Origin of the sequence: Glaciecola petra, from assembly GCF_031846345.1 — a bacterium.
Lineage (GTDB): Bacteria > Pseudomonadota > Gammaproteobacteria > Enterobacterales > Alteromonadaceae > Glaciecola > Glaciecola petra.
The window spans coordinates 116,450-140,791 of sequence record NZ_JAVRHX010000004.1 but is presented as its reverse complement, the minus strand read 5'-3'; the positions used below and the strand labels follow the sequence as shown (position 1 = coordinate 140,791).

Below are 24,342 nucleotides of genomic sequence, written 5' to 3'. Positions count from 1 at the left end.
CAAAATTGAACATTCATTATGAAAACTTTAAAAATTGTATTTATTTTATTCGTGCTGACAAGCGCAGGTTGTATATCTTGGGTATTTGCTAAAAGTCCGTTTAACGATATGCCCGAAGGGCAATATCAACTCGATTTAAGTCATGCATCTATTGTTTGGAAAGTATCCCATCTTGGTTTATCAAATTATGTAGCTAGATTTGCTGATTTTGATGCTAGTATTAACTTCGATCCGAATGACATAAGTAAAAGTTCGGTTACCGCAACGATTAACCCTTTGTCAGTGCAAACGGCTTACCCGAATGCTGACCAAAAGGACTTTGATAAAGTGCTCGCGACCGACAAAAGTTGGTTTAATGGAAATAAATTTACCAGTATTACATTTACGTCACGCAGCATTGACATGAAAAGTGATAAAACCGGCGAGATGGTCGGCGATTTAACATTTTTAGGTGTTACTAAGCCGGTTACGCTAAATGTTATATTTAACGGTGCTATGCAAAGACAACCTTTTAGTGGGAAACCTACAATGGGATTTTCCGCCAACACAACGATAACACGTTCTGAGTGGGGAATGAGTAAATATGCGCCCAGTATTGGTGATCAAGTTGAGGTCATGATTGAAGGTGAGTTTTTTAAAGCAGATTAGTGAGTTGACGCATAAAGCAAATAACTTCCTGTTAAAAATAGTGCAGATAAACCATGCTGATAAATAATGTAATGCCTAATCGATACCATAGCGTGGCTATTTTGCTCCATTGGTTAATGGCCCTAGGCTTGATTTTTATGTTCGCAAGTGGCATTTATATGGTGTACGGTGACATAACTAAAGCTGAGCAATACAAGTTATTTCAAATTCATAAAGCTTCTGGCGTTATCATGCTTTGGGCAATTATGGCTCGTATATTGGTACGGATCCTAGTGACGTCTCCTGCACCTAGCCAAAGCATTAGCAGTTCTAACGCTAAGAAAGCTAAAATAGGACATGTCATGTTGTATGGCGCACTGGTGCTCATGCCGCTAAGTGGATGGGTAATGGTATCGGCAAGTCCCTTTGGCTTGCCAACGTTTGTGTTTGTGGATTGGATTGAATGGCCTCATATTCCTGGCCTTGCCAGAAATAAAACAGTTGAGACGGCAGCAAACAATGTGCACTGGATAAGCGCGATTGTTTTAATACTGCTAGTGTTTGGTCATGTTGCAGCAGTATTGGTTCATAAGCGCGTGCACAAAGTAAACCTTTTAACTCGAATGTGGTGGAAAAATGCCAAAAATTAGTCAGGCGAGAAAATTACATGGTCGATTGTGCATTTTTTTGATGCTGTTTACAGTATTTTCAGTAAGTAATTTAGGCTATGCCTTTGATACTTTTAAGGCAAATAACCAATCTAGTAGTGTGTCGTTTTCCGGAGAGCATGCGGGGATGAAATTTGAAGGTGAATTTACTTCTTGGCAAGCCACCTTGAACCTTCCACCCAGTGCCGACCCCAGTGCCGACCCCAGTGTAACAGCCAGTTTTGATATGCAGAGCGCTAAAACAGGTGACAGTGTCTATGATTCAACTCTACCTGAAGCTGATTGGTTTGATACTGAGAATCACCCCAAAGGCACGTTTACAAGTGAAAGCGTTATTGTTGTTGGTGACGCCTTTGAAGTCACGGGTAGTCTAACCATTAAAGGCATTTCAAATCCTGTCTCGTTCACGTTAATAGACGATGGAGCCTGGTTAAGTGCGGCATTTTCTATCGACCGTATTGCGCATAATATTGGTGTAGAGTCAGACCCAGATGCTGAATGGGTTAGTCGCCAAATTGCTATGAAACTACGTATAAAAAAGTCTGCATAATTATGGCAATAACCAAAAGCGAGCTTGATTTTGTTTGCCTACCTTTTAGTAAACTAAATGGTGACTATCTATACCGCTTGCTACAGCTTCGTAGTGAAGTGTTTGTGGTTGAACAAACCTGCATTTATCAAGACTTAGATGGCAAAGATACCCACCCTGATGCACTGCATTTATTAGTGTTTAAGAAATCTAGCTTGCTAGCATATGCGCGGATGTTACCAAGTGGTCTAAGTTATGCCACGCCAAGTATTGGTCGAATTGTAGTTAGCCCCTTAGCTAGAGGCATAAATATGGGACGCTTGGTGATAAAAGAAGCGATAGTAAAAACCCAACAAACTTGGCCGAACGAAAAAATAACGATAGGCGCCCAAGCTCATTTAATTAATTTATATACAGAATTTGGCTTTGAGTGCATATCCAAAGAATATCTAGAAGATGGTATTCCTCATATCGATATGCAACTATGAAATGTGAAAAGCATTACCTCAGCAGGTGAGAATAATAATATAAAGGCCTGCATTGCAGGGCAAAAAAACTGATAAGGTTTTTAGTGCCCGCGAACGTGTTGCTGTATTAAATATTAAGCAAATACTTAAAGTAAAATACAGCCCCAGATAATGCAGTTTGATTATTTTATTCGTTTAACGATGTTTTGCACAACGCGTGGGTTTCCGGCAACAATGCCATTAGAACTTCCAGCTTGTTTTATTTCGTCGTAGAGGGGATCGTTATTACCAGCATAATCAGTGACCAATCCACCTGCTTCTTTAACCAATAATTCGCCAGCGGCCATATCCCAAGATTGTAGTCCTTTTTCCCAGTAACCATCGTAGCGTCCAGCAGCAACATAGGCTAAATCGAGCGCGGCAGAGCCGGAGCGCCTAACATCACCCGCGTCTTTAAATACTTTTGCAAAGTTTGCAAGGTCGGCGTCTAAATTTGATTTATCTCTGAATGGAATAGCGGTGGCTAAAATTGTATTACTTAAGTCTTTGGCTTTAGAGCAGCGTAAACGATAGCCATTTAATTGAGCTCCACTGCCTTTAGTGGCTGCGAACAATTCACCTCTAATTGGGTCAAATACGACACCTTGGTCTAACTTGCCTTTGTGCAACAGCGCAATCGAAACAGCAAAGTGCGGGATACCGGCAATAAAGTTACTGGTGCCATCTAATGGATCAATTACCCATACAAATTCATTATTACCTTCAACACGGCCGCCTTCTTCACCAATAAACGCATGGTCAGGATACGATTTTTTGATTTTTTCGATAATAGTAAGCTCTGCTTCTTTATCGATTTTTGTAACGTAATCTTGTGCGCCTTTCGATTGAATATCTAAATCGTCACGATTTTCATAGCCGCGCGTTATCACGCTGCCTGCCGCACGCGCTGCGCGTACCGCAATATTAAGCATAGGATGCATACTAACCACCAAGTTGTAAAAAGAACAATGTTGAAAACGTGCGCATTGTAACAGACCACGGTTACTTTATAAACCAGACAAGGCTATTTGTGTTTGCATTTGAGAATACTGAGTCAGCTTTTTATGTTGTGGTGACCAGCCTTGTAAAAAGCGTTCAAAATCGGCCCAAGCAAATGCATATAAATCGCGCCATTCTTTTTCTAATGTTTGTTTTTGATTTGTGTCTAAGACGTCATCGATAGCAGATGCCAATTGTTCAAAATAAAAATTAAGTAGTGCGGCTGCATTTTTGCTCAGGTCGTCGTCGTCAAAACAACTTCCTAAAAAATACACGACATCGATTATGCCTGCGCCTTTTCCGGTATATTGAAAGTCAACGGCAGCTACATTTTTGTTGTTTTTATGAAAACAAAAATTGGCAAGTTTAGCATCACCATGCAATAAGCACTGATATTGTGTTTGCCGCAGTTTTTCATCTATATGTTTAGCCGCATTTTTAAGCTCACCTTCTGGCATAGCGGTGAATTCGTCGGGTCGTGTTTTTAAATGCCAATAGTTGCCATGTGGCCAAACCAAACTCAAGTCTGGACTAATTGAAATTGCTTTGTTGTCGGTATACTTACCATTATTTTTACCGCTAGACCCACACTGCAAAAATGCGGCATGAAAATATGCCAACCACGTTAAACCTATTTTGGCATTTTGCATATTTCCAATACTATGCCTGACAACATACTTTCGACAATCTAAGTCTTCGAGTATTAAAAAAATACTGTCTTCATTTGTATGAGAGTCAATTAGAGTTGGGACTTTGCAAATGGGCACTTTTTGCTTGTTTATAGTCGTACTGCTTATTAATGAATTACTTATTGAAGAGAAGTGCCGATAAAAATTCAGCTCATTTTGGTAAGACGATAGTTTTCGTTGGTGCGAAATGTCAGTGTTCCACCCTCGTGGATGGTTATTTTGTTGCTGTATATTGATGACCTTCACAATAATAGAACTATCTATTGATGGTACCCAGTAGCGAGCAATTTCGCCATAGTCACTCCACAATGACTGTACTTTCTCTAATTTTGATATCTTCGAATCGGTATAGAAGTCTTGAAGATAGTGGAGAACATTAAATTTCATCGATCGCAAAATACAGCATTCCAAGCTTAGATGCTTGGAATGCTATAACAATTTAAGCTAGATTTCCTTAAATTTTCTCTAAGACTTTCTCGATAATCTTAAGCCCAAAATGCTTAGGAAAGTTAGTAGCAATATTGTACTAGGTGCAGACACATTAGTTGGCGTAAAAGCAGTAGTGTTCCCCATCCACACTAAATTATCAATTTGAAAAGTGCCTCTCGAACTTCCTGGTGCACCTGTTTGGTTTGTAATGCGTATATCAGACGCGCTGGGCGAGGTATAAATTTTTGACAATTTTCTACTGAACTGAGCTTTCTAACACGATCAAAAGCAATTAGTGGAATAAATGATACGTATTCGTTTTATACGCAACAGAATCAATGTGCTAAAATATGCCGTCAAAAAATCGCACACAATAAATTGAGCACAAATATGTGCCGCAAAAAGAAAAATAAAGTAAATATAAAAGAGTGTCACTACACGTTTCTGCTCAACACACTAAGGAAGCATACATGCTCGACAATATTCGAATTGTGCTCGTTAATACCTCACACACCGGCAATATGGGCTCTGCAGCCAGAGCCATGAAAACAATGGGTCTAAAAGATTTTTATCTTGTAGACCCAGTAGATATACCTGATGGAAAAGCAAGTGCTCTTGCTGCTGGAGCGACCGACGTGTTAGGTAACGCTAAAATAGTGCCTACCTTGGCTGAGGCAATAAAAGATTGTGGTTTAGTGGTTGGCACATCAGCACGTTCACGCACATTGTCTTGGCCAATGTTAGATTCGCGTGAGTGCGGAGCAAAGCTGATAAAAGAAGCTGCTCAATATCCAGTTGCGCTTGTCTTTGGCCGAGAAAGTAGTGGTTTGACGAACGAAGAACTACAACAATGCCACTTTCATGTTTGCATTGATGCAAACCCAGAATATAGTTCACTTAATTTGGCAGCAGCTGTCCAAACACTCTGTTATGAAATTCGCATGCATTATTTAGAAATAAATAAACACCCAAAAGCTATTGCGGCAGCAAAAGCACCACCAAGTGATGACTTAGTTAATTATCCTTTGAGCAACGAATTAGAAAATTTTTATCAACATTTCCAAGATACTTTTCTTAGTACAGGGTTTATTAGGCCAAAACACCCTGGTGTGATCATGTCGAAAGTGCGCAGAATGTTTAATAGAACACGCCTAGAGTCCCAAGAGCTTTCAATATTGCGGGGAATGCTCTCTTCAGTTGACAAAACCGTGATGAATAAACCGAACGAGGAAAAATAATGTTCAGTCGTATTAGGGAAGACATTAATAGTGTTTTTGATAGAGACCCAGCCGCTCGAAATGCATGGGAGGTATTCTTCAATTATCCTGGTTTACATGCACTCTGGATGCATAGGCTGAGTCATAAGCTTTGGTCTATTGGACTTAAATGGCTAGCACGCTTTGTTTCAAACGTGAGTCGATTTATTACTGGCATAGAAATACATCCTGGTGCCCAAATGGGCAGGCGTGTTTTTATCGATCATGGCATGGGAGTTGTTATTGGCGAAACAGCTATACTTGGTGATGATGTTACGCTTTATCACGGAGTCACCCTTGGCGGAACAAGTTGGGAGTCGGCTAAACGTCATCCTACTTTGGGCAATCGAGTTGTAGTAGGTGCAGGCGCAAAAGTGCTCGGGCCAATTGAAATAGGTGAGGATGCACGCATCGGATCAAACTCCGTCGTAGTAAAAAGTGTACCCGATAAAGCAACTTGTGTCGGCGTGCCAGGACGCATTATTTTAGCGAAAGTTGAGAAAGAGAATGCCGCGCGCAACGGAAAAAGACAGGCTATTGCTGAGAAATATGGTTTTGATGCATACGCCATTGCGGATGATAATCCAGACCCTGTTGCTAACGCTCTCGGTATTATGCTTGAACATGTCCATCTGATGGATAATAAAGTCGAGGAAATGTGCAAAGTTATTCAATCCCTTGGTGGTGATGTGTGCACAGAATCTATTCCGAAACTTCTTGCTGAAGATTTTGCCAAAACAGGTATATCGCCAACCGTGAGAGACGAGGAAGTGGAAGCATTTGACCCTCATATTTAGGGGTATGTTAGCTCGCTAGCGGCAAAGTTTACAGATAAAATGAATACTTGACTAAAATAGTCGGGTAAATACTTGACAATTTTAGTCAAGTATATAGAATTCACCGCAGTTAACGCAGACAAGAGGCCAAATATGAAGCTGACATCAAAAGGAAGATATGCCGTTACGGCAATGTTGGACGTCGCTTTGCATGCCAAAGACGGGCCTGTTGCTTTGGCTGATATTTCGGAACGCCAAGAGATATCATTGTCTTACTTAGAGCAACTTTTCGCACGTTTACGCAAACATGAATTAGTCAATAGTGTGCGCGGTCCAGGTGGCGGTTACAAATTAGGTAAGCTCCCTAGCGAAATCGCAATAGGAGAAGTTATCAGGGCCGTAGATGAAAGTGTAGATGCCACAAGGTGCCAAGGCATGGCAGATTGTCAAGGCGGCGAAAAGTGTTTAACACACAGTTTATGGCAAGACTTGAGCGATAGAATTGCCGGATTTTTAAACAGTATATCGCTCGACGACCTGATGCAAAAAGGCGACGTAAAAGAGGTTGCCGGTCGACAAAATAAAGCAGTTAGTAGCGCTTTAAACAATATTGAAATTAGCTTGCAGCATTGATTTGCAAAGCTGACTTGTACAACTCAGCGGAGAACATGATGAGTGAAATTAATTTACCAATTTATTTAGATTATTCGTCCACGACACCTGTGGACCCACGTGTTGCTGAAAAAATGAAAGAGTGCCTGTCGCTTGAGGGCAACTTTGGTAACCCTGCGTCGCGCTCCCATCAGTTTGGTTGGGTTGCTGAAGAAGCTGTTGATATTGCTCGAAACAACATCGCAGACCTAGTTAATGCAGACCCAAGAGAGATTGTTTTTACGTCGGGCGCTACTGAGTCTAATAACCTAGCAATAAAAGGCGCTGCAACTTTTTACAGCAAACGTGGCAAGCATATAATTACACTTAAAACAGAACACAAAGCCGTACTTGATACGACCAGACAATTAGAACGCGAAGGTTTTGAAGTAACTTATATGTTGCCAAAAGCCAATGGTCTAGTGGATTTGAGCGAGCTACAGGCCGCCATGCGTGACGACACCGTGTTGGTGTCTATAATGCATGTAAATAACGAGATTGGCGTGATACAAGATATTGCGGCAATTGGTGAAATATGCCGACAACGTAAAATCATTTTTCATGTTGATGCTGCGCAAAGCACAGGAAAAGTGCCTATTGACTTGCAGGCGCTGAAAGTAGACTTGATGTCTTTTTCTGCTCATAAAACATACGGTCCAAAAGGCATTGGTGCCCTATACGTGCGTCGTAAACCACGCATAAGACTTGAAGCACAAATCCACGGTGGTGGCCACGAAAGAGGCATGCGCTCAGGTACCTTAGCGACTCACCAGATTGTGGGCATGGGTGAAGCATTCAGACTCGCCAAAGAAGAAATGGCGACAGAAAATGATAGAATCAAAATGTTGCGTGATAAACTTTGGAATGGCATTAAGGACATGGAAGAAGTGTACTTAAATGGTGATTTAGAGCAACGTGTCGCGCATAACTTAAATGTAAGTTTTAACTATGTTGAAGGCGAGTCATTAATCATGGCTTTGAAAGACATGGCCGTGTCGTCTGGCTCTGCATGCACGTCGGCAAGTTTAGAACCTTCTTATGTGCTGAGAGCACTTGGTTTGAATGATGAGCTTGCACATAGTTCTATTCGTTTTAGCATTGGGCGTTTTACCACAGAACAAGAAATTGAGTATGTGATTGACGTTATTCAAAACAAGATAGATAAATTACGCGAAATGTCTCCTTTATGGGACATGTTCAAAGAAGGTATAGATTTAGAGTCTGTTGAATGGGCACACCATTAAGAAGCGACTCGTCAGAATATTAACGATTTTTAAATGAGGATTTAAACATGGCCTATAGTGAAAAAGTGATTGACCATTACGAAAACCCAAGAAATGTGGGCGCATTTGATAAAAATGATCCGAATATTGCGACCGGTATGGTCGGTGCACCAGCTTGTGGTGACGTGATGCGTTTGCAGCTTAAAGTGGGTGACAACGGCATTATTGAAGATGCAAAGTTTAAAACTTATGGATGTGGTTCGGCGATTGCCTCAAGTTCATTGGTTACGGAATGGGTAAAAGGTAAGTCAATACACGAAGCAACGGATATTAAAAATACCGATATTGCAAAAGAGTTAGCTCTGCCACCTGTAAAAATTCACTGCTCGATTTTGGCCGAAGATGCCATAAAAGCGGCTGTCGAAGATTATAAAAAGAAGCAAAGTTAATCTGAGTTAAGGGAGTATTCACATGGCAATTACAGTGACTGAATCTGCTGCAGCAAGAGCAAATGCTTTTTTGCAAAATAGAGGTTCCGGCATTGGCCTAAGACTGGGTGTGAAAACAACGGGTTGTTCAGGCCTCGCCTACGTATTAGAGTTTGTTGATGACCTCAATGAAGACGATACTGTGTTTGAAGATAATGGTGTAAAAGTTATCGTTGATGGTAAAAGTTTGTCTTATTTGGATGGTACTCAGCTCGATTTTGTGAAAGAAGGCCTGAATGAAGGTTTTCAATTCACTAACCCTAACGTTAATGGTGAATGTGGTTGTGGCGAGAGTTTCACTGTATAAGCAGTGATTATTTGGCGGTCATTTTTTTCAAGAATATAGCTAGGCCTATGGTCCAAGTGTAAACATAGAGTGCTCATGAACTATTTTTCTTTATTCAATCTGCCCGTTCAATTTGATCTCAACCTTGAAGTACTTGAGCAAAAATATCAGGTTTTGCAAAAGATTACGCATCCTGACAGATATGCAAGCGCTAGTGAACAAGAGCAACGTTTATATTTACAGAAAAATACTCAAATTAACGATGCGTATCATGTGTTGGGTTCTGCTGTATCGCGAGGTGAACACATATTAGATGTGCGCAAGGTACCTCGTGCCAGCGAACAGGAAACCATCGGTGATACCGAGTTTCTGATGCAACAAATGGAATTAAGAGAACAACTCGCAAGTGCCCACGATGTGGTTCAGCTTGAAATACTAAACAAAACGATACAAGCAACAACCGCTGATTATAACGAACGTATTACATTATTATTAAATGAAAATACCGATGACAGCAACGCTAAAGCGGCAGTTGAACTTAACAAATTAAAATTTGTGGTAAAGCTCTCAATCGAAACCAGAGAAAGAGAAAAACACATAGAAAAAAGTCAAGGGTAAGCAATGGCATTATTGCAGATAGCCGAGCCTGGTCAGAGTGCGGCTCCTCACGAGAAGAAAATTGGTATTGGTATAGATTTAGGCACAACCAATTCCTTGGTTGCTATTGTGCAAAGTGGTGAAGCGAAAACGATTGCTGACCAGACTAATGCGCACTTAATGCCATCTGTTGTTCAATATCAACCTGATCAAGTGATTGTTGGACAGCATGCTAAGTTGGCGGCTGATAACGACCCCAAAAACACGATAGTGTCAGTAAAAAGATTTATGGGAAGAAGCCTACAAGATGTCACTCAGCATTGGCAACATCTTCCATATGAATTTACTCAAGACGAAAAAAATCCTGCATTTATCACTGCGCAAGGTGTGAAAAACCCGATCCAAGTCTCCGCTGATATTTTGATAGCATTAAAAATCCGAGCCGAGCAAAGTGTTGCTGATGACATAACCGGCGTTGTGATTACTGTTCCTGCTTATTATGATGACGCGCAAAGACAAAGCACAAAAGATGCGGCTAAATTAGCCGGTTTAAACGTTTTACGTTTACTTAATGAGCCGACTGCTGCTGCCATCGCATACGGTTTAGACCAGAATACTGCACAAAACAATTTAGGTACAAACGATGGCGTGATAGCGGTTTATGATTTAGGAGGGGGTACGTTTGATGTATCTATCCTTAAGTTAAATAAAGGTGTATTTGAAGTTAAGGCTACTGCTGGCGATACGGCCTTAGGTGGAGATGATTTTGATTTAGCTATCGTAAATTACGTTGGTGAAAAAGTAGCGCTTAATGATCAACAAATGACTCGTTTTCATCGGCAATTAATGAGCGAGGCTAAACGGGTTAAAGAATTACTTTCTACCGAAGAATCGACACTGTTTACGAGTGACATTGAGGGGCATTTACATAGTGTTGAAATAACTAAAACACTTTTAGATACATTAATATCAACAACGATTAAACGTACCATTGAAACATGTAGTCAAGCACTTGATGATGCTAAATTAGGTATCGAAAATATCGATAAGGTTGTTATGGTAGGGGGTTCGACTCGTGTTCCATTAGTAAGAAATATGGTCTCTCAATTTTTTCAAGCAGAGCCCTTAACTAGCATAGACCCTGATCGTGTTGTGGCTATTGGCGCAGGCATACAAGCTGATATTTTGGTGGGGAATAAACCCGGTAACGATATGTTGTTGTTAGACGTATTGCCATTATCCTTAGGCATCGAAACAATGGGTGGATTAGTAGAAAAAATCATCCCTCGCAATACCACGATTCCAGTGGCAAGAGCCCAAGAATTTACTACTTTTAAAGATGGTCAAACAGCGATGATGGTGCATGTATTACAAGGTGAAAGAGAACTTGTTGATCACTGTCGTTCGCTGGCTAAATTCGATCTGACTGACATGCCGCCAATGGCAGCAGGTGCCGCTCACATTCGGGTTACTTTTCAGGTTGATGCTGATGGATTACTGAGTGTTACGGCTATGGAAAAGTCGAGTAAGGTACAAGCACATATTGAGGTTAAACCATCTTATGGTTTAGAAGAATCAGAAATTTTAGAGATGCTGACAGCGTCGATGCAAAATGCTAACACTGATATGCAAGCTAGAATGCTGCGCGAAAAACAAGTCGAAGCACAGCGAGTATTAGAGTCATTGTATACAGCGATAGAAGCTGATGGTGACGAGCTGCTATCTGCGGAAGAACGAGATGTGATCGAATTTAGTTTGAATGAACTAAAAAAGGCATCAGAAGGCGATAACGAGTCGCTTATTACTCAACAAATTGAAAAAGTTGATGCGCTTAGCCAAGCTTTTGCTAGCCGGCGTATGGACAAAGCAATAAATTTAGCCCTCTCGGGTCAATCAGTCGATAACTTGTAGGAAATTGATAGATGCCACAAATTATATTTTTACCTCATCAAGACTTATGCCCTGATGGCGCAGTACTTGAAGCTGAAACTGGCACAAGCGTGTTAGATGTTGCACTTAGTAATGGAATTGGCATTGAGCACGCTTGTGAAAAAGTATGTGCATGCACAACATGCCACGTGATCATAAAAGAAGGGATAGATTCGCTAGATGAGTCAGATGAATTAGAAGACGACTTACTTGATAAAGCTTGGGGGCTCGAACCAGAATCTCGTTTAGGCTGTCAGGCGATTATCAAAGATGAAGATTTGGTGGTCGAAATTCCTAAATATTCTATTAATCATGCATCGGAACAACATTAAATAAAAATTGATTAGTCTTTTGTCGCAGACTTGCTTATAATCGCGCGCTCACCTCGAATAGAAAGACAGACATACTCGATACATAGACAGGACAACAACATGGCTTTAGAACGTACATTTTCGATAATCAAACCTGACGCGGTTGCTAAAAATGCAATTGGTGCAATTTATAACCGTTTTGAATCAGCAGGCTTACGCATTGTTGCTTCGAAAATGGTTCACTTAAGCAAAGAAAAAGCTGAAGGCTTTTACGCAGAACATAAAGAACGGCCATTTTTTGGTGCTTTGGTGTCTTTTATGACATCAGGTCCTGTTATGGTTCAAGTATTAGAGGGCGATAACGCGGTTGTTCGTCATCGTGAAATAATGGGTGCAACAAACCCGGCTGAAGCAGCAGCAGGTACTTTACGGTCAGACTATGCGGCTTCTATTGATGAGAATGCGGTTCATGGTTCAGATGCACCAGAATCAGCTGCACGTGAAATTGCATATTTCTTTTCTGATGAAGAGATTTGCCCACGCACTCGATAAGCTATTATTTACACCGAAAAGGGAGCAGCCGCTCCCTTTTTTGCCTTTTTGTGTATACATTATATTGAACTAATAACAGCCTAAAAAATGAGAGCTAGTGAACATGCCTACTGAAGTCGACGTCTCTGCCAAGGCAATTATCGCCGAAGCAAACAGTGCAAAGATAAAGAAGCAAAACTTACTAAATTTTAATCGCCAAGGTTTGCGTGATTATTTTTCTAGTATAGGTGAAAAGCCATTTAGAGCTGACCAATTGATGAAATGGATTTACCAAGAAGGTGAATCTGATTTTAATAATATGACCAATCTCAATAAGGCGCTTAGAGCTAAACTAAATGAGTTGTGCGAGGTAAGAGCGCCCGAGATTAGCGAACATCAACAAGCCTCGGATGGCACTATCAAATTTGCCATAATGCTTGATGGTGGGCAAGAAGTAGAAACTGTTTGGATTCCAGAAACCGATCGAGCGACTCTTTGTGTTTCATCACAAGTGGGTTGTGCCTTAGAATGTACTTTCTGTTCAACTGCGCAGCAAGGCTTTAACCGAAACTTATCTGTTGCTGAAATTATTGGACAAGTATGGCGAGTCGCAACATTCATTGGCTTATCTAAAGATACCTCGCAACGGCCTATTACAAATGTTGTGATGATGGGTATGGGTGAACCCCTATTAAATCTGAAAAACGTTGTCCCTGCTATGGATATCATGATGGATGACTTTGGATTTGGATTGTCAAAGAGACGTGTTACTTTATCAACTTCTGGAGTAGTGCCGGCTTTAGATTTATTGGGTGATCAAATTGATGTCGCTCTAGCAATATCACTGCATGCAGCAGACAACACATTACGTGATGAAATTGTGCCGGTGAATAAAAAATATCCTATTGAGACTTTTTTGGCAGCCGTAAGACGTTATTTAGATAAATCAAAAGCGAATCAAGGCAAAGTAACAGTAGAATATGTAATGCTCAATGGCATCAACGATAGTACCGATCAAGCACATGAATTAGCGAAAGTATTAAAAGATACACCCAGCAAAATAAACTTGATTCCTTTTAACCCTTATCCCGGCTCACCTTATACTTGCTCTAGCAATTCAAGAATTGATCGTTTTTGCAAAGTGTTAATGAGTTATGGGTTTACTACCGTTGTGCGTAAAACAAGAGGCGACGACATTGATGCTGCTTGTGGACAGTTGGTAGGCGATGTTGTTGATAGAACAAAACGGTTATTGAAAAAACAAATGCGTGGGAAAGGTATTTCAGTCAAGGTATCGGACTAGTATTGTTGTTGAGTAAACTAAGTTGTACATTAAGGCAAGAATATTGCTTGTGAACCAATCAGTGCTCGCAATGGTGTGAGTGAAAAATGGTCATAATGATGCAGCAAATATTAAAAACCTTAATGAATAGCAACCACAAAGGCAAAAATTGATGATAACAATGAAACATATTGGACTAATTGTATTTCTCGTTTTTCTGAGTGCTTGTGCTTCAGAGCCTGCCAATAAGAGTTATGTTGGTACGGGACAATTCGATCAAACTGAGGCGGCTAAAACACGAGTAAGCTTAGGATTAACCTATCTCAAAAACGGTAACTTTAGTCAGGCTAAATTCAACTTAGATAAGGCCTTGGAGTTTGATCCTCGCTCAGGGCAGGCCAATTTTGCAATGGCGTTTTATTATCAACAGGTCGAAGAGTTTGAACGAGCAGAAGAATACTATCAACAAGCTATAGGATACTCCCGAAACGACCCTGATGTATTAAATAGCTACGGTGCTTTTTTGTGTAAACAGGGTAAATACAATAAAGCTAAAACTTATTTTTTACAGGCTGTCGACGACAAAAGCTATATTTCCACTGCCGAGACATACGAAAATTTAGCCATTTGTATGCAAAGTCAGGGTAATGATGTTGAAGCAATTGAATACTTTAATAGTGCTTTAAATCACCAGCCTTCAAGGGCCTCAAGTTTATTATATATCTCAGAACTTTACGTTAAACAACAAAACTGGGACGAAGCTAAAAAGGCACTTTGGAAATACGAACGCAATGCCACTGTTAGCGCCGAAAGTCTTTATTTGTCGTATCAAATTGCGCAGGGGCAAGGTGATTTAAGAGCTTCATTAGAATACGTAGATTTACTAAAAAGACTGCATCCAAATCATGGCAATACTAAGCAGGCATTGGCCGAACTCGGCAAATTTAAGCCGCAATCTACAATTACGCAAAAAGCAAGGCCACAAACAACAAGGCCACAAACAGCACCACCCACAATCACCCAACCGGCGACAACTGTTGTGACAGAACCAGCGGAGGCTGATACGGTTGTAAATGCGTCGGTTACTACTACGCCATCGATAGAAGATATTGATTCGCCAACTGCTCAGGACATAACTGAAGACACAGAAAAAGTAGTAGATGTAGTTGAACCTGAAACGAGTGTAGATAGTCCAATGGGACTGAGTGACGATGAAACTGGCAATAAAATTGACGATAAAATTGACGAAAAAGTACTGTCGATAGAAGTGCCAGACGGTTATCATTTAGTATTACCAAAAGAAAACTTGTATCGGATTTCGTTGCAATACAATGTTAAAATGAACAAACTATTATTGTGGAACCAATTAGATGATGCGTCATCTATTCAAAAGGGCTCTTTATTAAGAGTGAAGGCACCTGAACAGGATGAGTGATAATCACATGCCAGAACAAGATAAATCTGGTCAGCAACAAGCGGAACAAGAGCAAGATGTAAATCAGTCGTCTGGCGGTCCAGGCGCAGCGCTTGCTGCTGGCCGCGAAAAACTGGGCTTAACACAAAAACAGGTGGCTCAAAGTTTGCGCTTGCGGTTAACTAGTATTCAGGCCATTGAAAACAATGAGTTAGAAGAAGGAGTTTCGCTTACCTTCACGAAAGGCTACGTAAGACTTTACGCAAAGTTGGTCAACCTTGAAGTACAACCATTGTTAGACGCTCATAACAAAATTTATGTTGAACAAACTCAACCTACCAAGCTGCAAAGCTTTTCACGCCGAACAACTCGTGAAACCACGGATTCTCGATGGAATATTGTTAGTATCATTGTTGTTTTTTTATTATTAGGCTCTCTAGTGGTTTGGTGGATAGACCGCGAGGGATATTTTGCTGATGATCAAACAGCTAATCCCAGCCAAACTAGATCAACGAATGAAAATACTGATAGTCGTAACGAGGATCTTATCAGTGAAAAAATTGAAGAGCCAAATATTCAAGGCCCTGATGAAGATGAAATCGATGTAGAGAATGACGCTGAGTTACCAGGCGAGTCGCCTGAACAGCAATCTGATGCTGATGTTCCTTTAGAAGCGCCATCAGAAGGCCCATCAACTGAGCCTGAACCATCACAAGTTTCATCAGAACAGCCTACAGAATTGCCTGATGAAATCGACAATAGTGCATTAGACGATAGCGATTTAATCGACACTTTAAATACAGAAATATCTGATGTCAGACAGTCACTATTAGACAGTGGTTATCAAGTGAATGATGATGGAACAGTTGAAGTCGTTTTTACCTTTGCAGATGATTGCTGGGTAAGTGTAAAAGACGCATACGGTGAAATTATGGCTATTGGTGTCAAAGACAAAGGTCGTGTAATGCAGGTATCAGGTGTGCCTCCAATCGCGCTTATTCTTGGTGCACCGCAAGCGGTATCCATAAATTTTGGCGGCGTTGAGGTTGATATGAGTCCCTATCCTTCGACTAATACTGCTAACTTTTCTTTACCTGAAGCGAGTAATTAATGTTTGCTGAATCTCCAATTAAACGTCGCCAATCGACACGAATTAATGTAGGCACAGTGCCTATTGGTGATGGAGCGCCAATAGCGGTGCAATCGATGACGAATACTGATACCTCTGATGTAGAAGCAACGGTCGCTCAGATTAAACGTATTCAGGCGGTTGGCGCTGATATTGTTAGGGTGTCAGTTCCTACTATGGACGCAGCAGAGGCGTTCAAAAAAATTAAACAGCAAGTTGATATTCCCTTGGTGGCCGACATTCATTTCGACTACAGAATAGCACTTAAAGTGGCTGAATATGGAGTGGATTGTTTGCGTATTAACCCAGGAAACATCGGCAATATTGACAGAGTGAAATCGGTAGTTGATTGCGCTAGGGACAAAAATATTCCTATTCGAATTGGCGTAAATGGAGGCTCTTTAGAACGTGATTTGCAAGAAAAATACGGTGAACCTACTCCCGAAGCCTTGCTTGAGTCGGCAATGCGTCACGTCGATATTCTAGATAAACTTAACTTTGATCAGTTTAAAGTCTCGGTAAAAGCCTCCGATGTTTTTCTTGCAGTTGGTGCCTATCGTTTGTTAGCAAAGCAAATTGAACAACCGTTACATCTTGGTATTACCGAAGCGGGTGGTTTGCGCTCGGGCTCAGTAAAAAGTGCCGTCGGTCTTGGCATGCTTTTGGCTGAAGGTATTGGAGATACAATTCGTGTGTCTTTAGCTGCTGATCCAGTTGAAGAAATCAAAGTTGGCTTTGATATATTAAAATCGTTACGTATAAGATCTCGAGGCATTAACTTCATAGCTTGTCCAAGTTGCTCTCGGCAAGAGTTTGATGTAATAAACACTGTTAATGCCCTAGAACAAAGGCTAGAAGATATTATAACACCACTAGATGTGTCGATAATTGGCTGTGTAGTTAATGGGCCTGGTGAAGCAGAAGTATCTGATATTGGTTTAACCGGTGCACGTAACATGAGCGGGTTTTACGAAGACGGTGAGCGACAACGCGAACGCTTAGCAAACAATGAACTCGTCGACAAATTAGAGGCTAAAATCAGAAACAAAGTCGCTGCAAAACAAAGTATGTTGGATAGTAAAAATAGAATTGATGTACAAGTTGAGGGTTCATCGTCCGAGAGGTAAATAAAAGCAGGCGCAATCCTTTACCAAACCCGCTAAAATACTTATACTATCGCGCTTTTTACTTTTAACGAATGACTTGCAGAGTTTCTTAGTGGCTAAAACCATCCAAGCAATTAGAGGCATGAACGATTGCCTACCTTCACAGACACCCACATGGCAGTTTGTAGAGGCGCGTATTCGCGAGTTAGTGCAAAATTATCACTACCATGAAATAAGAACGCCTATTCTTGAAAGCACTGAACTTTTTAAACGCTCGGTGGGCGAAGCGACAGACATTGTCGAAAAAGAAATGTACGTATTTGATGATCGTAATGGCGATAGTTTAGCACTTAGGCCAGAAGGAACAGCATGTGCCGTTAGGGCCGGTTCACAACATGGTTTGTTATATAATCAACAACAACGTATTTGGTATATGGGACCGATGTTCCGCCATGAGCGCCCGCAAAAGGGCCGTTATAGACAATTTCATCAATTTGGCGCCGAGGCATTCGGATTTGATGGTCCTGACATAGACGTTGAAATAATCATGATGGGTGCTCGTCTATGGCAAGCGTTTGGCATAAGCGACAAAGTAGAACTGCAAATTAACTCTCTCGGTAATAATGAGGCCAGAGCCGCTTATAAACAAAAATTGGTCGACTATCTATTGCAAAGAGTTGAAGGTTTAGACGAAGACAGTAAACGTCGCCTTCATACAAATCCGTTGCGCGTTCTTGACTCTAAAGACCCAAATACACAAACGATTGTTGCTGATGCCCCCAAACTTATCGATCATCTAGATGAAGACTCTACCCAACATTTTTCACAATTATGTGAACGTTTAGACACATTAGGTATCAAATATCGAGTTAATCCATCTTTAGTGCGCGGATTAGATTATTATAACCGTACTGTTTTTGAATGGGTGACAACGCAACTGGGCGCTCAAGGCACAATTTGTGCCGGTGGGCGCTACGACGGATTAGTTGAACAACTAGGTGCAAAAGCAACACCAGCAGTAGGGTTTGCAATGGGCATTGAACGTTTAGTTTTATTAGTTGAGGCTTTACAAGAAGATAAAGCGACAACAATGCACGCCGCTGATATATACATAACAGCGATGGGCGATAAGGCTAGTCTTGCGGCTAATTTATTGGCTGAAGAAGTAAGAACTTTCTATCCAAACATGCGAGTACAAATGCATTGTGGTGGCGGAAACTTTAAGAAACAATTAAAAAAGGCAAACGCTAGTGGCGCTCATCTTGCTATTATAGTAGGTGATAACGAGGTTGAATCAGGTAAATTCGGGATCAAGTATTTGCGTGAAGACAAACCACAAGCGAGTGCTGATAAGCACGAATTAATCAAACAACTGGCTACGCTGATTGTTTAGGTAAAACATAGTATAAAAGCAGTATAGAGGACATATTTAAGCATGATAGGCTACGAAACCGAAGAACAACAAGTCCAAGCAATCAAGCAGTTTTGGAAAGATAACGGCATCGCAATTATACTTGGCGCTTTAATTGGCATTGGCGGTCTGTGGGGCTGGAGAGCATATACCGAAGCGACTATTACTGCTAAAGAAGAAGCGTCATCAGAATTTCAAGAAACAGTACAAAGCGTTGTTGAAAGTAAAGATACGGCAAAGTTAGCGTCTTTTTTAGAGGCTAAATCAGATACGGGTTATGGCCCACTAGCGGCTATGATTTTAGCTAACCAAGCGGCAGAGCAAGAAGATTATGCAGGCGCCAAAGAAGCATTGTTAAAGGTACTTGATGCCGACCCTGTTATTGCTGACGTTGTCAGCTTAAGACTAGCAGATTTGCACTTACAATTAGATGAATTCGACGATGCTTTAGCAGTATTATCGAAAGTATCATCGTCAGCGTTTGAAGCTCAAGCCGAAGAACTTAAAGGCGATGCGTTGTTAGCCAAAAGTGATTTTGATGCAGCGAAAGTTGCCTATACACAAGCACTGGCGCTTGCACCTAATGATACAAATGTGAAAATGAAACGTGACAATATTGCCTTTGCTAAAACTCGAGCTAACCAAATAGAAGCACTGCCAGTCACAGAGCCCTCAGTTGTGCAGCCTACTGCGACACAAGCAGAAGATGCCGCAGAACAAGTAAATGAGAGTGTTGACGGTGAGTAAGTCTTTTAAATTCCCAATTTTAGCACTTGTCCTTAGCTTATTGCTGAGTGGTTGCACCACGATGTCTAACTGGTTTAAAGACGATGAAGAAATCGAAATTCAAACCTTACCTGAAATTACGATGGCTTTTGAGCCTCAAATAATATGGCAAGAAAGTTTGGGTGACGGTATCGAAAATTATTATTCACAACTTTCACCTGCTATCGCTTATGGTAAAGTTTTCGCGTCAGACAGAGAAGGCAGCGTGATGGCCTTTGACCCTGAAACGGGTGATGACTTGTGGGAACGAGTTGTGAGTCGCAAAAGTCGTGAGCGTAAACTTACGAATTTATACGGTTTGTTTGCTGGCACTATATCGGCAAAAGTATCGGGCGGACTCATTGCCGCTTATGACTTAGTTTATTTTGGTACTGAAGATGGCGATATTTATGCGCTAAATCAAGAAGACGGCACAGTAAAATGGAAAACCACTTTAAGTAGTGAAGTAGTATCACATCCCGCCGTCGATGCAGGGATATTAGTTGTTAACACGGTTTCAGGCACCTTAGTCGGACTCGACGCTTATACGGGTGAAATTAAATGGCAAAACGAATCAGATGTTCCCCCGCTTACTTTGCGTGGCGTGTCGTCGCCTGCCGCTGCTGCCGGTGGTGCTATCGTTGGATTGGCTAACGGCCGATTGAGAGTGAGCATACTAGACTCTGGTTTGACCGCTTGGGAACAGGTTATTGCAAAACCCTCTGGTGCAACAGAACTAGAACGTATAGTCGATGTCGATGCCACACCATTAGTATTTGGACCGAATGTCTACACAGTATCATATGGCGGTGCTTTAGCGTCTGTCGAGCTGCGCACAGGGTCAGTAGTGTGGAGTCGAGATTATGCGTCATACAGAAATGTGACTATTGCAGGAAATCGTCTATTTGTGACCGACAACAAAAGCAATATGTTTGCAATAGACAGGCGGAACGGGGTTGAATTATGGTCAAATGGGCAATTAAGACGTCGTGACTTGACTGCTGCTACGCCTGTTGGCGATTATGTTGTGGCAGGTGATAAATTTGGCTTCTTACACTTTTTCACTCAGGACGAAGGTAAGTATGTCGCGCGCATTGAAGTGGGTGATGATGATGAAGATGAATCCTTGTATCATGCACCTGTATTTCAGGACGGTGTATTGATGGTGCAAACGCGAGATGGTGAGCTTACGCGAGTGAGCATACCAGAATAATGTTACCCGTCATCGCGCTTGTAGGCCGTCCTAATGTGGGTAAGTCTACGCTTTTTAATCGCTTAACCCGCAGCAGAGATGCTTTGGTAGCAGATTTTCCCGGTTTAACACGCGATCGTAAATATGGCACAGCAAGTTTTGAGCAGCGTCAGTTTATTGTAATTGATACGGGCGGCATTAGTGGTGACGAGGTTGGTATAGACGCAGCAATGGCAGAACAGTCTCTACTCGCCATTGACGAAGCTGATGTTGTTTTGTTTTTAGTCGATGCAAGAGATGGCGTAACATCGCCTGATATTGGTATTGCAAATCATTTGCGTAAACAACAAAAACCATGTTATTTGGTGGTCAATAAAGTTGACGGACTTGATGGTGACAGTGAAAGTGCCGACTTTTACACCTTAGGTTTAGGTGGTTTAATTCAAATCGCGGCCTCCCATGGACGTGGTGTGTCAAAGCTGATTGATGCAGTACTTTCTCCTCTCGATGAAGCGTTTGCCGATATGCATATTGAGCAAACAACAGCGCAAGATGAAGAGCTCGATGCCGAAGAGCAACTCAAACTTTTACAAGCATTACCAATTAAGTTGGCCATAGTGGGCAAGCCTAATGTAGGCAAATCCACCCTAACAAACCGTATATTAGGCGAAGAACGTGTTGTTGTTTATGATTTACCAGGCACTACACGCGACAGTATTTTTATTCCAATGCAACGTGATGAAAGGGACTATGTATTAATAGACACTGCGGGTGTTCGTAAAAGACGTAAAGTAGCTGACGCAGTTGAAAAGTTTTCTATTGTCAAAACACTACAAGCCATCGAAGAAGCCAATGTTGTGTTGTTAGTTGTAGACGCGCGCGAAGGTATTAGTGATCAAGATTTATCTTTGCTCGGTTTTATTTTGAATGCTGGCCGTTCTTTAGTGATGGCTGTCAATAAATGGGACGGCCTTGACCACGATATTAAAGAAGACATTAAGAGAGAATTGGATAGACGTTTAGGTTTTGTTGATTTTGCGCGTTTGCATTTTATCTCGGCTTTGCATGGCTCGGGTGTTGGCAATTTGTTCGAATCTGTGCAAGAAGCATATGCGTCCGCTACGAAACGGATAAATACTTCCTTACTGACTGAAATCATGGACATGGCACAAGCTGACCATCAACCACCTTTAGTGCGTGGTAGACGTATCAAGATGAAATATGCCCACGCTGGGGGTTACAATCCACCAGTGGTTGTAATACATGGTAACCAAGTAAAAGATATGCCCGATTCTTACAAACGTTACTTGACCAATTATTATCGCAAATCCCTCCAAGTTATGGGGACACCCATAAAAATAGAGTTTCGTGAAGGCGCTAACCCCTATGAAGGTAAAAAGAATAAACTTACCGTTTCGCAACAGCGCAAACGTAAACGTTTATTAGCATTTCAGAAAAAAAAATAGCATAGCGTTTGGTTTAGTAGAACGAATACCTATAAAGATGAGTTATTTGGCAACTTTGTTGCTGTCACAAAATAGTCATTGGATCGTAATGCCCTTGTCATCGTTCATTCATCTGAGTGTCAAGTGATTCTCTTAAGCTTCCAATTTTTACCATGGAGGCGATAATAATGAATAAAAAATATACATTCTGGAAAACCTTGTTCCTTGCAGGGGTGATGGCCACTGTAACAGCATGCACTTTAGACGGCGAAGATGGCGCAGTTGGTCCAACTGGTCCGCAAGGAGCAGATGGAACAGATGGTGCTGACGGAGGTGAAGGACCTGCGGGAACGCCGGGTGTTAGTGGTAAAGATTTACCTAGAGAGCTGAGTATTGAAGTGGTAGGTCGTTTCGCTACCGGCATTTATGGCAAAAGCGCAGCAGAAATTGTTCAATTTCATGCTACTTCCCAATCTATTTTTGCGGTCAATGCGGCAAACAATCAAATTGACGTTATCAATTTATCAAGTCTACCAACAGTCGCTGTTGCTAACCCGTTAAATGACGAAAGTTTGAGTTCAAGCGCTTTTACTTTTCCTGACACGGTAGACGTTACAGATAATAATAGTAGTACAACCATTAATTTAGGTGATGCAAATTCAATTGCTATATTCGGTGATATGCTTGCAATAGCCGTCGCTGCTGACCTTAAACAAGATAACGGCGCGGTATTATTCTATAGTTTAGATATGCAAGGACAAGGCAGTTTTGTAAAAGGTGTAGAAGTTGGTTCATTGCCTGATATGGTCACGTTTTCTCCAGATGGAAGTAAGTTACTAGTCGCTAATGAAGGTGAACCCACCAGCGACTATACTAACGATCCCGAGGGTAGCATCTCGGTGATAAGCCTTAATAACGGCGTACCCGACGACACCGCAAGTCACATCAACTTTACTAGCGATATGACTTTTAGCAGCGATTTAGTCGACCCAGAAGATTTTGATACCGACGAAAAACGTATGCAATTGCTTGCCAACGATGGTGTCAAGTTTGCTGGACCGGCGGGTAATACGGTAGCAAAAGATCTTGAACCAGAATACATTACAGTGAGTGCAGATGGCTCAAAAGCGTATGTTGCTCTACAAGAAAATAATGCAATCGCAATTGTTGACCTGGATGACATGAATGTTGAAGTAAGAGCCCTAGGATTTAAAAACTGGGCAGATTACGACATTGACTTTACAAACGAAGACGAACTCCCTTCATTTAGTCGTTTGCCTAATGTGTTTGGCATGTATCAGCCCGACAGCATTGCTTCGTATTCATGGAATGGTGCAAGCTTTATTTTATCTGCAAACGAAGGCGACTCACGAGACTATGATGCCTACTCAGAAGAAATCAGAGTAGAAGATATAATAGATCCTGACGAACTGAATCAGACGCTATCTCCGGCATTACAAGACTTATACGACGCCACTGGTGGTGACGATGGATTGGGACGACTCAAAATCACAACTGCTTTAGGTGATGCTGACAATAATGGTGAGTATGAGGCTCTTTATGCCTATGGTGCAAGGTCATTTTCAATATGGGATCAAAATATCAATCTGGTTTTCGATTCTGGTGATGATTTTGGCAAAATATCTTCCGCTATTTTGGGCGAGAATTTTAATAGTGCCCATACCGAGAACAAAGGTGACAACCGTTCTGACGACAAAGGCGGTGAGCCAGAGGCAATTGCCGTAGGGGATATAGAAGGGCGAACTTATGCGTTTATTGCCTCAGAACGTTCGGGAGACTTGTTTATTTATGATGTCACCAACCCTTTTCAGGTGGCGTTTGTGGCTCACTATAACAACCGAGATTTTGACGTCGAATTTGAATTAGATGACGATTTGGATAACCCTTGTGACACCAATGAAGGCCTTGACTGTACTGAAGTGCCAAACGCTGGAGATTTAGGTCCAGAAAGTATTACTTTTATTGATTCGGCTTCGAGTCCTAATGGTAACGCGCTTATTGTTATTGGAAACGAAGTAAGTGGCACGGTAACGGTTTATCAAATTACAGAGCTATAAAGGCAATTTACTCTTTTGTTAGCTG

The 24,342-nt window shown here is 41.4% G+C and carries 25 protein-coding genes; 23 read left to right on the top strand and 2 right to left on the bottom strand.

All coding sequences use genetic code 11. The features are described from left to right. Nucleotides 1-18: 18 nt before the first annotated feature. Genes RM552_RS13605 through RM552_RS13590 form a run of 4 tightly spaced genes read left to right on the top strand, consistent with a single transcriptional unit; the run spans nucleotide 19 to nucleotide 2,312 of the window. The gene (locus RM552_RS13605; RefSeq protein WP_311369405.1) at nucleotides 19-648 is read left to right on the top strand and encodes a YceI family protein; all 630 of its coding nucleotides are present in this window, start codon (nucleotides 19-21) and stop codon (nucleotides 646-648) included. A 53-nt stretch (nucleotides 649-701) separates the two neighbouring features. Further along, nucleotides 702-1,277 carry a cytochrome b gene (locus tag RM552_RS13600; protein WP_311369404.1) on the top strand — a complete coding sequence of 192 codons (576 nt, stop codon included), beginning with the start codon at nucleotides 702-704 and terminating at the stop codon, nucleotides 1,275-1,277. Then, on the top strand, nucleotides 1,264-1,845 hold the full coding sequence (locus tag RM552_RS13595) for a YceI family protein (protein WP_311369403.1): 582 nt from the start codon (nucleotides 1,264-1,266) through the stop codon (nucleotides 1,843-1,845). Before RM552_RS13600 ends, RM552_RS13595 begins: the two co-directional genes overlap by 14 nt. A 2-nt stretch (nucleotides 1,846-1,847) precedes the next feature. Continuing rightward, complete coding sequence (locus RM552_RS13590) at nucleotides 1,848-2,312, top strand: GNAT family N-acetyltransferase (protein WP_311369402.1); 465 nt, start codon at nucleotides 1,848-1,850, stop codon at nucleotides 2,310-2,312. Nucleotides 2,313-2,473: 161 nt separating this feature from the next. Here the strand turns inward: RM552_RS13590 and suhB are convergent, their stop codons facing one another. Together suhB and RM552_RS13580 are read right to left on the bottom strand one after the other, a co-directional pair. Then, nucleotides 2,474-3,271, bottom strand: coding sequence for an inositol-1-monophosphatase (suhB, locus tag RM552_RS13585; protein ID WP_311369401.1), 798 nt, complete (start codon nucleotides 3,269-3,271; stop codon nucleotides 2,474-2,476). Nucleotides 3,272-3,337: 66 nt separating this feature from the next. Beyond that, nucleotides 3,338-4,405 carry a phosphotransferase gene (locus RM552_RS13580; RefSeq protein WP_311369400.1) on the bottom strand — a complete coding sequence of 356 codons (1,068 nt, stop codon included), beginning with the start codon at nucleotides 4,403-4,405 and terminating at the stop codon, nucleotides 3,338-3,340. A gap of 512 nt (nucleotides 4,406-4,917) precedes the next feature. Here RM552_RS13580 and trmJ point away from each other — a divergent pair. The 19 genes from trmJ to RM552_RS13485 all read left to right on the top strand — a co-directional run bounded on the left by trmJ (nucleotide 4,918) and on the right by RM552_RS13485 (nucleotide 24,317). After that, the gene (trmJ, locus tag RM552_RS13575) at nucleotides 4,918-5,685 is read left to right on the top strand and encodes a tRNA (cytosine(32)/uridine(32)-2'-O)-methyltransferase TrmJ (RefSeq protein WP_311369399.1); all 768 of its coding nucleotides are present in this window, start codon (nucleotides 4,918-4,920) and stop codon (nucleotides 5,683-5,685) included. After that, nucleotides 5,685-6,500 (top strand): serine O-acetyltransferase, encoded by an 816-nt coding sequence (gene cysE, locus RM552_RS13570; RefSeq protein ID WP_311369398.1) that lies wholly within the window; start codon nucleotides 5,685-5,687, stop codon nucleotides 6,498-6,500. The genes trmJ and cysE overlap by 1 nt, the downstream gene beginning before the upstream one ends. A 132-nt stretch (nucleotides 6,501-6,632) precedes the next feature. Next, nucleotides 6,633-7,112: a Fe-S cluster assembly transcriptional regulator IscR gene (gene iscR / locus RM552_RS13565; protein WP_311369397.1), complete on the top strand. Its 480-nt coding sequence runs from the start codon at nucleotides 6,633-6,635 to the stop codon at nucleotides 7,110-7,112. Nucleotides 7,113-7,150: 38 nt separating this feature from the next. Continuing rightward, nucleotides 7,151-8,374 carry an IscS subfamily cysteine desulfurase gene (locus tag RM552_RS13560; RefSeq protein ID WP_311369396.1) on the top strand — a complete coding sequence of 408 codons (1,224 nt, stop codon included), beginning with the start codon at nucleotides 7,151-7,153 and terminating at the stop codon, nucleotides 8,372-8,374. A 47-nt stretch (nucleotides 8,375-8,421) separates the two neighbouring features. Beyond that, nucleotides 8,422-8,802, top strand: a complete 381-nt coding sequence (gene iscU, locus RM552_RS13555; protein ID WP_311369395.1) for a Fe-S cluster assembly scaffold IscU — start codon at nucleotides 8,422-8,424, stop codon at nucleotides 8,800-8,802. 22 nt (nucleotides 8,803-8,824) lie between these two features. Further along, on the top strand, nucleotides 8,825-9,148 hold the full coding sequence (gene iscA, locus RM552_RS13550; RefSeq protein WP_311369394.1) for an iron-sulfur cluster assembly protein IscA: 324 nt from the start codon (nucleotides 8,825-8,827) through the stop codon (nucleotides 9,146-9,148). A gap of 75 nt (nucleotides 9,149-9,223) precedes the next feature. Then, nucleotides 9,224-9,745: a Fe-S protein assembly co-chaperone HscB gene (gene hscB, locus RM552_RS13545; RefSeq protein ID WP_311369393.1), complete on the top strand. Its 522-nt coding sequence runs from the start codon at nucleotides 9,224-9,226 to the stop codon at nucleotides 9,743-9,745. 3 nt (nucleotides 9,746-9,748) lie between these two features. Then, nucleotides 9,749-11,635 carry a Fe-S protein assembly chaperone HscA gene (hscA, locus tag RM552_RS13540; RefSeq protein WP_311369392.1) on the top strand — a complete coding sequence of 629 codons (1,887 nt, stop codon included), beginning with the start codon at nucleotides 9,749-9,751 and terminating at the stop codon, nucleotides 11,633-11,635. An 11-nt stretch (nucleotides 11,636-11,646) separates the two neighbouring features. Beyond that, nucleotides 11,647-11,985, top strand: a complete 339-nt coding sequence (fdx, locus tag RM552_RS13535) for an ISC system 2Fe-2S type ferredoxin (protein WP_311369391.1) — start codon at nucleotides 11,647-11,649, stop codon at nucleotides 11,983-11,985. Nucleotides 11,986-12,084: 99 nt separating this feature from the next. Further along, nucleotides 12,085-12,516, top strand: coding sequence for a nucleoside-diphosphate kinase (gene ndk / locus RM552_RS13530; RefSeq protein ID WP_311369390.1), 432 nt, complete (start codon nucleotides 12,085-12,087; stop codon nucleotides 12,514-12,516). 103 nt (nucleotides 12,517-12,619) lie between these two features. After that, complete coding sequence (rlmN, locus tag RM552_RS13525; protein WP_311369555.1) at nucleotides 12,620-13,798, top strand: dual-specificity RNA methyltransferase RlmN; 1,179 nt, start codon at nucleotides 12,620-12,622, stop codon at nucleotides 13,796-13,798. A 151-nt stretch (nucleotides 13,799-13,949) separates the two neighbouring features. Beyond that, nucleotides 13,950-15,212: a type IV pilus biogenesis/stability protein PilW gene (gene pilW / locus RM552_RS13520; protein ID WP_311369389.1), complete on the top strand. Its 1,263-nt coding sequence runs from the start codon at nucleotides 13,950-13,952 to the stop codon at nucleotides 15,210-15,212. Further along, nucleotides 15,205-16,302 (top strand): RodZ domain-containing protein, encoded by a 1,098-nt coding sequence (locus RM552_RS13515; RefSeq protein ID WP_311369388.1) that lies wholly within the window; start codon nucleotides 15,205-15,207, stop codon nucleotides 16,300-16,302. The genes pilW and RM552_RS13515 overlap by 8 nt, the downstream gene beginning before the upstream one ends. Further along, nucleotides 16,302-17,447 carry a flavodoxin-dependent (E)-4-hydroxy-3-methylbut-2-enyl-diphosphate synthase gene (gene ispG / locus RM552_RS13510; RefSeq protein WP_311369387.1) on the top strand — a complete coding sequence of 382 codons (1,146 nt, stop codon included), beginning with the start codon at nucleotides 16,302-16,304 and terminating at the stop codon, nucleotides 17,445-17,447. Before RM552_RS13515 ends, ispG begins: the two co-directional genes overlap by 1 nt. A 91-nt stretch (nucleotides 17,448-17,538) precedes the next feature. Then, a complete protein-coding gene (hisS, locus tag RM552_RS13505) occupies nucleotides 17,539-18,819 on the top strand; it encodes a histidine--tRNA ligase (RefSeq protein WP_311369386.1) in 1,281 nt (426 codons plus the stop codon). A 42-nt stretch (nucleotides 18,820-18,861) separates the two neighbouring features. Then, nucleotides 18,862-19,584 (top strand): YfgM family protein, encoded by a 723-nt coding sequence (locus tag RM552_RS13500; protein WP_311369385.1) that lies wholly within the window; start codon nucleotides 18,862-18,864, stop codon nucleotides 19,582-19,584. Continuing rightward, on the top strand, nucleotides 19,562-20,815 hold the full coding sequence (gene bamB / locus RM552_RS13495; RefSeq protein ID WP_311369384.1) for an outer membrane protein assembly factor BamB: 1,254 nt from the start codon (nucleotides 19,562-19,564) through the stop codon (nucleotides 20,813-20,815). Before RM552_RS13500 ends, bamB begins: the two co-directional genes overlap by 23 nt. Next, nucleotides 20,815-22,260, top strand: coding sequence for a ribosome biogenesis GTPase Der (der, locus tag RM552_RS13490; protein WP_311369383.1), 1,446 nt, complete (start codon nucleotides 20,815-20,817; stop codon nucleotides 22,258-22,260). Before bamB ends, der begins: the two co-directional genes overlap by 1 nt. 215 nt (nucleotides 22,261-22,475) lie before the next feature. Continuing rightward, nucleotides 22,476-24,317 carry a choice-of-anchor I family protein gene (locus RM552_RS13485; RefSeq protein ID WP_432277229.1) on the top strand — a complete coding sequence of 614 codons (1,842 nt, stop codon included), beginning with the start codon at nucleotides 22,476-22,478 and terminating at the stop codon, nucleotides 24,315-24,317. Nucleotides 24,318-24,342 lie beyond the last annotated feature (25 nt).

What these genes read in the sequence shown, in the direction of transcription:
- RM552_RS13605 (WP_311369405.1), top strand. Translation starts at nt 19, where the DNA reads ATGAAAACTTTAAAAATTGTATTTATTTTATTCGTGCTGACAAGCGCA.
- RM552_RS13600 (WP_311369404.1), top strand. Translation starts at nt 702, where the DNA reads ATGCTGATAAATAATGTAATGCCTAATCGATACCATAGCGTGGCTATT.
- RM552_RS13595 (WP_311369403.1), top strand. Translation starts at nt 1,264, where the DNA reads ATGCCAAAAATTAGTCAGGCGAGAAAATTACATGGTCGATTGTGCATT.
- RM552_RS13590 (WP_311369402.1), top strand. Translation starts at nt 1,848, where the DNA reads ATGGCAATAACCAAAAGCGAGCTTGATTTTGTTTGCCTACCTTTTAGT.
- suhB (WP_311369401.1), bottom strand. Translation starts at nt 3,271, where the DNA reads ATGCATCCTATGCTTAATATTGCGGTACGCGCAGCGCGTGCGGCAGGC.
- RM552_RS13580 (WP_311369400.1), bottom strand. Translation starts at nt 4,405, where the DNA reads ATGAAATTTAATGTTCTCCACTATCTTCAAGACTTCTATACCGATTCG.
- trmJ (WP_311369399.1), top strand. Translation starts at nt 4,918, where the DNA reads ATGCTCGACAATATTCGAATTGTGCTCGTTAATACCTCACACACCGGC.
- cysE (WP_311369398.1), top strand. Translation starts at nt 5,685, where the DNA reads ATGTTCAGTCGTATTAGGGAAGACATTAATAGTGTTTTTGATAGAGAC.
- iscR (WP_311369397.1), top strand. Translation starts at nt 6,633, where the DNA reads ATGAAGCTGACATCAAAAGGAAGATATGCCGTTACGGCAATGTTGGAC.
- RM552_RS13560 (WP_311369396.1), top strand. Translation starts at nt 7,151, where the DNA reads ATGAGTGAAATTAATTTACCAATTTATTTAGATTATTCGTCCACGACA.
- iscU (WP_311369395.1), top strand. Translation starts at nt 8,422, where the DNA reads ATGGCCTATAGTGAAAAAGTGATTGACCATTACGAAAACCCAAGAAAT.
- iscA (WP_311369394.1), top strand. Translation starts at nt 8,825, where the DNA reads ATGGCAATTACAGTGACTGAATCTGCTGCAGCAAGAGCAAATGCTTTT.
- hscB (WP_311369393.1), top strand. Translation starts at nt 9,224, where the DNA reads ATGAACTATTTTTCTTTATTCAATCTGCCCGTTCAATTTGATCTCAAC.
- hscA (WP_311369392.1), top strand. Translation starts at nt 9,749, where the DNA reads ATGGCATTATTGCAGATAGCCGAGCCTGGTCAGAGTGCGGCTCCTCAC.
- fdx (WP_311369391.1), top strand. Translation starts at nt 11,647, where the DNA reads ATGCCACAAATTATATTTTTACCTCATCAAGACTTATGCCCTGATGGC.
- ndk (WP_311369390.1), top strand. Translation starts at nt 12,085, where the DNA reads ATGGCTTTAGAACGTACATTTTCGATAATCAAACCTGACGCGGTTGCT.
- rlmN (WP_311369555.1), top strand. Translation starts at nt 12,620, where the DNA reads ATGCCTACTGAAGTCGACGTCTCTGCCAAGGCAATTATCGCCGAAGCA.
- pilW (WP_311369389.1), top strand. Translation starts at nt 13,950, where the DNA reads ATGATAACAATGAAACATATTGGACTAATTGTATTTCTCGTTTTTCTG.
- RM552_RS13515 (WP_311369388.1), top strand. Translation starts at nt 15,205, where the DNA reads ATGAGTGATAATCACATGCCAGAACAAGATAAATCTGGTCAGCAACAA.
- ispG (WP_311369387.1), top strand. Translation starts at nt 16,302, where the DNA reads ATGTTTGCTGAATCTCCAATTAAACGTCGCCAATCGACACGAATTAAT.
- RM552_RS13500 (WP_311369385.1), top strand. Translation starts at nt 18,862, where the DNA reads ATGATAGGCTACGAAACCGAAGAACAACAAGTCCAAGCAATCAAGCAG.
- bamB (WP_311369384.1), top strand. Translation starts at nt 19,562, where the DNA reads ATGAGAGTGTTGACGGTGAGTAAGTCTTTTAAATTCCCAATTTTAGCA.
- der (WP_311369383.1), top strand. Translation starts at nt 20,815, where the DNA reads ATGTTACCCGTCATCGCGCTTGTAGGCCGTCCTAATGTGGGTAAGTCT.
- RM552_RS13485 (WP_432277229.1), top strand. Translation starts at nt 22,476, where the DNA reads ATGGCCACTGTAACAGCATGCACTTTAGACGGCGAAGATGGCGCAGTT.